The sequence below is a fragment of the Pseudoalteromonas sp. SR41-4 genome (assembly GCF_014163985.1).
Lineage (GTDB): Bacteria > Pseudomonadota > Gammaproteobacteria > Enterobacterales > Alteromonadaceae > Pseudoalteromonas > Pseudoalteromonas rhizosphaerae.
The window spans coordinates 124,887-133,595 of record NZ_JACJEI010000013.1; the positions used below are offsets into that span (position 1 = coordinate 124,887).

At 42.5% G+C, this 8,709-nt stretch carries 8 protein-coding genes and 1 tRNA gene; 8 read left to right on the forward strand and 1 reads right to left on the reverse strand.

Annotated elements, in window-relative coordinates; translation table 11 throughout:
* Positions 1-44 precede the first annotated feature (44 nt).
* From ftsH to H5180_RS12430, 8 genes are all read left to right on the forward strand, one after another.
* Positions 45-1,988: an ATP-dependent zinc metalloprotease FtsH gene (ftsH, locus tag H5180_RS12395; RefSeq protein WP_259399568.1), complete on the forward strand. Its 1,944-nt coding sequence runs from the start codon at positions 45-47 to the stop codon at positions 1,986-1,988.
* A gap of 102 nt (positions 1,989-2,090) precedes the next feature.
* Complete coding sequence (folP, locus tag H5180_RS12400) at positions 2,091-2,945, forward strand: dihydropteroate synthase (protein WP_145239195.1); 855 nt, start codon at positions 2,091-2,093, stop codon at positions 2,943-2,945.
* Between the two features lie 2 nt (positions 2,946-2,947).
* Complete coding sequence (gene glmM / locus H5180_RS12405) at positions 2,948-4,297, forward strand: phosphoglucosamine mutase (protein WP_145239192.1); 1,350 nt, start codon at positions 2,948-2,950, stop codon at positions 4,295-4,297.
* Positions 4,298-4,369: 72 nt separating this feature from the next.
* A complete protein-coding gene (gene tpiA / locus H5180_RS12410) occupies positions 4,370-5,119 on the forward strand; it encodes a triose-phosphate isomerase (protein WP_182758317.1) in 750 nt (249 codons plus the stop codon).
* Between the two features lies 1 nt (position 5,120).
* Entirely contained in the window at positions 5,121-5,471 is a 351-nt protein-coding gene (gene secG / locus H5180_RS12415; RefSeq protein ID WP_169019853.1) for a preprotein translocase subunit SecG, read from the forward strand.
* 82 nt (positions 5,472-5,553) lie between these two features.
* A tRNA-Leu gene (locus H5180_RS12420) sits at positions 5,554-5,638 on the forward strand.
* A gap of 379 nt (positions 5,639-6,017) precedes the next feature.
* Positions 6,018-6,620 (forward strand): Crp/Fnr family transcriptional regulator, encoded by a 603-nt coding sequence (locus H5180_RS12425; protein WP_182758318.1) that lies wholly within the window; start codon positions 6,018-6,020, stop codon positions 6,618-6,620.
* 319 nt (positions 6,621-6,939) lie between these two features.
* Entirely contained in the window at positions 6,940-7,401 is a 462-nt protein-coding gene (locus H5180_RS12430) for a hypothetical protein (RefSeq protein WP_220493095.1), read from the forward strand.
* Positions 7,402-7,767: 366 nt separating this feature from the next.
* Here H5180_RS12430 and H5180_RS12435 read toward each other — a convergent pair.
* The coding region (locus H5180_RS12435; RefSeq protein WP_182758319.1) for an IS110 family transposase at positions 7,768-8,709 on the reverse strand (942 nt) is incomplete at its 5' end.

Consider the following 8,709-nt stretch of genomic DNA (forward strand, 5'->3'; position numbering starts at 1 on the left):
GAATTTAAATTAATTGGATACAAGAGGTTAACCCCTTGAGCGATATGGCGAAAAATCTAATACTCTGGCTGGTCATTGCAGTTGTGCTAATGTCAGTATTTCAGAGCTTTAATGGTGGCGATCAAACAGACCGTCAAACTAGTTACAGTCAATTTGTAAAAGATGCCCGAAGTGGCGCTATACAAGAAGTGGCAATCGAAAGTACCAGTGGCACAATTACTGGCACTAAAACCAATGGCGATCGCTTTCAAACGATCATGCCTATTTATGATAAAGACATTCTTAATGACTTATTAAAAAGTGATGTGAATGTAAAAGGTGTGAAGCCAGAAGAGCAATCATTCTTAGCGAGCATCTTAATTTCATGGTTCCCAATGTTATTACTAATTGGGGTATGGATTTTCTTCATGCGTCAAATGCAAGGCGGCGGTGGCAAAGGTGCTATGTCGTTTGGCAAGAGTAAAGCACGCTTAATGAGTGAAGACCAAATTAAAACCACCTTCGCAGATGTTGCCGGTTGTGATGAAGCTAAAGACGATCTAACAGAGCTTGTTGATTTCTTACGTGATCCATCTAAATTCCAAAAACTTGGCGGTAGTATTCCTAAAGGCGTATTAATGGTTGGTCCTCCAGGTACGGGTAAAACCTTGCTTGCTAAGGCCGTTGCTGGTGAAGCAAAAGTACCATTCTTTACGATTTCAGGTTCAGACTTTGTTGAGATGTTTGTTGGTGTGGGTGCTTCGCGTGTTCGTGATATGTTTGAGCAAGCGAAAAAAGCAGCGCCATGTATCATCTTTATCGATGAAATTGATGCCGTAGGCCGTAAACGTGGCGCAGGTATGGGTGGTGGTCACGATGAGCGTGAGCAAACACTTAACCAAATGCTAGTAGAGATGGATGGCTTTGAAGGCAATGAAGGTATTATCGTTATTGCCGCGACTAACCGCCCAGATGTACTTGATCCAGCATTACTTCGTCCTGGTCGTTTTGACCGCCAAGTAGTGGTTGGCTTACCTGATATCCGTGGCCGTGAACAGATCCTTAAAGTACATATGCGAAAAGTGCCATTAGGCGATAACGTAGAAGCTTCTGTTATTGCGCGTGGTACACCGGGATTTTCTGGTGCTGATCTTGCAAACTTAGTCAATGAAGCGGCTCTATATGCTGCACGTGGTAATAAACGTGTTGTTAGCATGGCTGAATTTGATGCTGCTAAAGATAAAATCATGATGGGCGCAGAGCGCAAGACCATGGTGATGAGCGAGAAAGAAAAAGAAATGACTGCGTATCATGAAGCCGGACATGCAATTGTTGGCCGCATAGTACCAGAGCACGATCCTGTTTATAAAGTATCGATTATTCCACGTGGCCGTGCCCTTGGTGTAACGATGTATTTACCAGAGCAAGACCGTGTTAGTCACTCTAAAGAGCTATTGGAATCAATGATTTCAAGCTTATATGGTGGCCGAATTGCTGAAGCGCTGATTTATGGTGAAGATAAAGTAACTACTGGTGCTAGTAACGATATTGAACGTGCTACTGACATTGCGCGTAAAATGGTTACACAGTGGGGCCTAAGTGAAAAATTAGGGCCATTACTATACGCTGAAGATCAAAATGAGATGTACATGGGTGGCGGCGGTGGTCGTGCCATGAGCATGTCGGATGAAACGGCAAAAGTAATTGATGCTGAAGTTCGTTTGTTCTCAGATCGCAACTATCAACGCGCTGAGCAAATCTTGAAAGATCATATTGATATTCTGCATTCAATGAAAGATGCATTAATGAAATATGAAACGATTGATGCTAAGCAAATTGATGATCTAATGGCACGTCAGCCTGTACGTGAACCACGTGATGCGCATGACCGCCGTGATACTGCTGATAAAAAACCAGCAGTTGAAGAGATCAAAGCAGAGCCAGTTGCTGAAAAAGACGACAAGCCAGCTCAAAAAGATGAAACAAATCTTGATGATAAAGCTGAATAACAGTTAAAATAGCTAAACGAAAAGCCCCGATTGTCGGGGCTTTTTTGTAACTGGTTAAATAAAGTATATATATCAATGCAATGGATGTATTGAAGGTGATAGATGACCACAGTTAAGTTACCTAGAGGTCGCAGTTTACACCTCGACACCCCAGTTATAATGGGGATCTTGAATGTCACTCCTGACTCTTTTTCAGATGGCGGGCGCTACTATCAAACAGACAGCGCTGTCATACAAGCTCAAAAGTTACTCGCAGATGGTGCTACCATATTAGATATTGGTGGCGAATCAACACGTCCTGGTGCGCCTGATGTTAGCCTTGAGGATGAATTAGCCAGAGTAATACCCGCAATCGAGGCAATTCGTGCTCACAGTGATAGCGCCGTTAATGATTGCATCATTTCGATTGATACCAGTAAAAGTGAAGTAATGCGTCAAGCTATTCTAGCTGGTGCTGATATTGTTAATGATGTGCGTGCTTTACAAGAGCCAAACGCACTGGTAACAGTTGCTCAGTATCCAGACGTTGCGGTGTGTTTAATGCACATGCAAGGCCAACCTCGAAGTATGCAAAACTCTCCACATTACGATGATTTATTCAGTGATATAAATGATTTTTTTGTACAGCGGATCAATGCCTGTAAAACAGCGGGTATTCAGCGCCAGCAACTTATTTTAGACCCCGGGTTTGGCTTTGGTAAAACCCTCAGTCACAACTACCAATTACTGGCGCGGTTTAATGAATTTAACCACTTTGGTTTACCTGTTTTAGCAGGACTATCGCGCAAATCAATGATTGGCAACTTATTAAATAGACAAACAAACGAGCGCCTTGCTGGCAGTTTAGCAGGGGCATTAATTGCAGCGCAAAATGGCGCAAAAATTATTCGTGTACATGATGTAAAAGAAACCGCAGATGTGCTTGGCGTGTGGCAAGCTTGCGAACAAGGAATTTAAAAATGAAAGAAAGAAAGTATTTTGGCACCGATGGTGTACGTGGCATGGTGGGTGAATACCCAATTACACCAGAATTTGCACTTAAATTAGGTTGGGCTGCAGGCAAGGTACTATCAAAAAATGGCACTAAGAAAGTCATTATTGGTAAAGATACTCGCATTTCTGGTTATATGTTAGAGACATCACTTGAAGCAGGTTTGATCGCCGCAGGTATCGATGTGGTGTTACTTGGCCCGATGCCGACGCCAGCCGTTGCGTATTTAACGCAAACATTTCGTGCTGAAGCTGGAATTGTGATCAGTGCATCTCATAACCCATATCATGACAACGGCATTAAGTTTTTTTGTGGCCGAGGTTTGAAGTTAGCTGATGAAGTAGAGCTACAAATTGAAGCAATGCTTGATGAACCAATGACCTGTGTAGCATCTGATAAGCTAGGTAAAGCCCGCCGTTTAGAAAGCGCTGATGGCCGTTATATTGAGTTTTGTAAAAGCCAATTCCCACAAGGCCTGTCGTTAGAAGGTTTAAAGATTGTATTAGATTGTGCCAATGGTGCAACTTATCATATCGCACCATCAGTAATGCGTGAATTAGGCGCGCAGATAATCAGCCATGCTTGCGAGCCAAATGGTGTAAACATCAACCTAGAGTGCGGTGCTACCCATGTTGATGCATTAAAACGCAAAGTATTAGAACATAATGCTGATGTCGGCATTGCCTATGATGGTGATGGCGACCGTGTAATGATGGTCGATCACAATGGCCGTGTCTTTGATGGTGATGATATTGTTTACATTATTGCCTGCCAAGCTGCCAATGATGACATGTTAGGCGGTGGTGTTGTTGGCACGGTAATGTCTAATATGGGTCTTGAAAACGCGCTTAAAGCGAAAGGTATTGAGTTTGCTCGCAGTAAAGTGGGTGACCGTTATGTAATGGAATTACTACAAGAAAAAGGCTGGAAAATCGGCGGTGAAAGCTCAGGGCATGTATTGAATCTGGATTTGATCAGCACCGGTGATGGCATCATTTCAAGCCTACAAGTTTTGGCTGCTATGGTGGCGCAAAATCGTACGCTAAAAGATCTTGGCGCAGGGTTTGTTAAATACCCGATGAAGATGATTAATGTGCGCTATAAAGCGGGCACAGATCCAACACTTGCACCAGAGGTTATTGCTGCGGTTGCTGATGTTGAAAAACAACTTGCTGGTAAAGGCCGTGTGTTATTACGTAAATCTGGCACTGAGCCGGTTGTTCGCGTGATGGTAGAAGCCGAAGAAGAGAAAATAGTCCTTGATAGTGCACAAAAAATTGCTGCAGTTGTCGAATCTATGAGCAAACAAACTGATTAAGAACAATAACCTCTTGTAACTTTGGGCGAGTCGAGTTACTATCTCGCCCGCTTTCTAATGTGGAGTGGAAAAATGGCAATACGCAAGCCAATGGTCGCAGGCAATTGGAAAATGAACGGCTCGAAAGAGTTAGTACAGCAATTATCTGACGCTATCAACAACGTAAAATCAGATCAGATAGACGTTGTGGTATTTCCACCTTACCCATTGTTACCTATGCTAACAGCAACAGGTGTAACAACTGGCGCACAAACGGTTTCTGAAAATGAACCGGGTGCATTTACTGGTGAAGTTGATGCGCAATTAATTAAAGATTTAGGTTGCCAATATACGTTAGTTGGTCACTCTGAGCGTCGTAGTATCTACGGCGAAAGCAATGACACTGTTGCAGCTAAGTTTGCTCGTGCACAACAAGTGGGTTTAACACCTATCTTATGTGTTGGTGAAAGTGAACAGCAACGCGAACAAGGTCAAACTGAATTAGTCGTTGCTGCACAAATTGATGCAGTAATTGATAAATTAGGTCTAGCAGCACTGAAAGATTCTGTGATAGCATACGAGCCCGTTTGGGCCATTGGCACAGGTAAGACTGCATCGCCTGAACAAGCACAACATGTGCACAAATTTATCCGTGATAAAATTGCTGCTAACAGTAGTGATTTAGCACAAGGGCTGACCATTCTTTATGGTGGCAGCGTAAATGAAAAAAATAGCGAATTATTATTTGCACAACCAGATATAGACGGCGGCCTGATTGGTGGCGCTAGTCTAAAAGCAGAGTTATTTACTGCAATCTGCGAAAGTGCAAAAGGGACCGTATAAGATGTACGAAATTTTATTAGTAGTTTATTTAGTTGTTGCTTTAGCGCTTGTTGGTATGGTTTTAATTCAACAAGGTAAAGGCGCGGACATGGGTTCATCATTTGGTGCTGGTGCCTCTGCAACCGTTTTCGGTTCGTCAGGTGCAGGTAACTTTATGACAAAAACAACTACAATCTTAGCCAGTGTTTTCTTTGTGCTAAGTATTGTACTAGGTAACTTAACTGCAGGTCAGATCAAAAAGACTGATGAGTGGGAAAACCTAGAAGCAGCACCAGCAGTTGAAACAATTGCTCCTGCAGCTGACGATGTTCCAGTAACATCAACGAAAGAGAAATCTGACGTACCAAATTAATACTTATTAAAAGTATCGTTAAACGATTTATCATCCTCAAATAAATCATATGTTTAGCACCTAAAGCGAAAGCTTTAACAATGCGGTTGTGGTGGAATTGGTAGACACGCTACCTTGAGGGGGTAGTGCTTTCGGGCGTGGGGGTTCAAGTCCCCCCAACCGCACCATCTTATAAAAACCAGTAACAGCGATGTTACTGGTTTTTTGCTTTTTGTGGTCTGCAATTAGCACAGACTCTCACCTCGGTTAGCTCCTCCTGTTTATTATACCAATCGTGTTAAGTTACTGATCATTTATAGCGACAGATAAATACAGTGATAACAAGGCGTAAATTTTGACATGTAGTTGTTCTACTTGAAAAAATTATAACGCAGTTAGCGCTTTATTTAGCGCGCTAGAATGATTAAATATTTAAGTCGATTGGTATTAAAATTAGCATCACTTCAAGTATAGCGCTGTAGCGCACAGACGAAAAACGACGGTTAGTCCAAGTTATCAATAACTATTACGTTCTTTGATATATGGATTTATCCATTGGAGGCCTGAGTGACTGCAACGTGCACCTTACCAGTTGTAAGCAATCATTTATTAAACTATTTACCTAGACTCGAATACCAATGGTTTGTTGAAAATTGCACGCCAGTAGAGCTGTTGTTTGGCGAAACACTCAATATTGCTGATGAAGCGATAAAATATGTTTATTTTCCAGTAACGGGCTGTATTTCATTACTTATCGAGGTTGTCGAAAAACAGTCTTTTGCGATGGGATTAATTGGTAATGAGGGCATGCTAGGTGCCACGCTTGCGCTTGAAAACTCAAACGCTGCTATGAAGTCGATCGTCCAAAGTTCAGGACGTGCGCTACGAATGGACGCCGCAAAATTTAATCACAGGTTAGAAAGCAATCCGCTAGTGAGAAAATTAATACTTAATTATCTCTACGTGGTGATGCAACAACTCGCTCAAACGGGCGCATGTAATAACGCTCATGAAGTGAAGCAACGCCTTGCTCTATGGCTATTAATGACACAGGATCGTACTCATTCAGATCATCTGCAGTTAACACATCAGTTGTTAGCGAAAATGCTGGGTGTAAGGCGCAGTGCAGTACGATTGCGGCAGGTTATTTACAGCAGCAGGGAATTATAAGTTATAACCGCGGACAGATTAGTATTTTGTCCAGAGCTGGCCTCGAACAGTCATCCTGTCAATGCTATTTTGCAGCGGTGAATAGTTACCAAAAAACATCAGCTATTTATAAATAGCAGACAATGCTCTGCGCTATATCGCAACAGATAGTGACTATGTGCGTTGTCGTACCGAATCATAGAAATTTTCCAGTTACATTATCTCTAATGAAACACAGAAAGTATGGCTCTGAAAGTTAAGCTATTCACACACATGAGCTCATTTTAAAAATAGTACTCTCAATTAGCGATCACCAATCAGCAGAGAATTAGGGACAACTATGTCAAATATCATTTCTTCACTATTTTGCTCTCAACTTGCAAAACCACCGTGGAATAGTGTTCAGCCTGTTCGCGAAGAACTCTTCGGAGTTGAGCGATTAGAGCAGCATGCAATCAGTTTGGCTCAAGCACAAGAAGTGTCAAAATCAACTGCCAGAGTTGTATCATTACAGGTTCGTCTCAAACAAAATGCATCAGTATTGTTGGCAGCCTATCATGCTAACGCCAAAGCATTGGCTGCAGGGCACAGTGTCGTTCCTGCGGCGGAATGGCTACTGGATAATTATCATTTAATTGAGCAACAAATTCGTGAAGTCAGAGATGATCTACCAGATGGTTTTTATCGCCAATTACCAAAGCTAGCCAGTGGCCCTTTTGCGGGGTATCCACGAGTTTTTGGTTTGGCGTGGGCGTATGTTGCCCACACGGATAGTCATTTTGACGAGCAGAGCCTGGTATGACTCCCACTGTCAAGTTAAACACACAGATCCTTGCCTAACTTTTTAAGCCATAATTACTTTAGCTCGAATTAGAGCGAGTTAATACATAGGATGAAGCAAGTAATTTCGTCGGTTATCTTGCTGATATGACTACAGGCGTCCTGCCTTTCGTGAATCAGCTGCGCTGTTCAAAATTGTTCCTGACAATTTTGTCGTTGGTTATTACTATTTCTAGTAACAGAGCAGACCTTACTTATTTCGTCGTGGCACCTGTCTTCAGTCTATGTTCGTGGTTCAATGCAGCGTTAGCTGCATTGCCATCCTAACGCCGTCGGTGGTTGTGTCACACCCGATGCTTGATCCCATGCATTAACTCTAATTCGTTTATCATGCGGGTACTCTTGCCAATCTAAGTTTTGTATTCACTGGCGTAAGCACCACTTCTCTTGCAATAGCCCATATGTACGCAATTATTTCTCGGGCAATTGCGGTGACAACCAGGTTGTAGTGTTTCCCTTTGGCTATCATTTTTTTATAGCGTTTGCAGAGCCTAATCTGTGCTTTCCACGCAATATCAATAATGTGCTTTGGTAAGCCTTCTTGTCGTTTTTGCATATCGGTCGATATATTTGCCGCATACCGATAAGTGTGTGCACCTTCCACAAGAAGGCGTCTTGCTCGGCCATTTCCGCATTTTGTGATGGCGCCAATATGGCGTTTGCCACCACTCGAGTGTTCACTGGGTACAAGACCGAGATAACTCATTAATTTACGGGGATGGTCGAAACGCGCTAAATCGCCAAGCTCAGCAACAACGCCGGTGGCGACTAACAAACGGACACCACGCATAGCTTGTATTGCTTTAACAACGGGATAATAACGCCATTGATGGACGTGATGTGTAAGTTCATTATCTAATCGTTCAAGTCGGCTTATTCGTTCGGTAATTGTGTGTAAAAACTCTTGTAAGACGATGTGCTGTGCTGGGTGTGGAAGCACAAGCTCAGTGAGCCAACGTAAATGTTTTTGTGACCAATTTGCAGTGCCTTTGTAATTAATATTATTACGAAGCAGCAGTGCTTTTAATTGATATTTAGCATCTTTTAAATCTTTCATGGCTACTTCGCGTGCGCGAGATAAATCACGTACAGCTTCATCTTCAGGCTCGGGAACATAGATAGGTGTTAAATCTTCAGATTTAAGTAATTTAGCGAGCTTAAGGGCATCACGTTTATCGGTTTTAATCTTCTCGCCTGGTTTTTTAGGAATAAGAGACGGGGCAACCACATAACAGCAATGGCCAAGGCTTGTGATTAATCTGTAAATCCA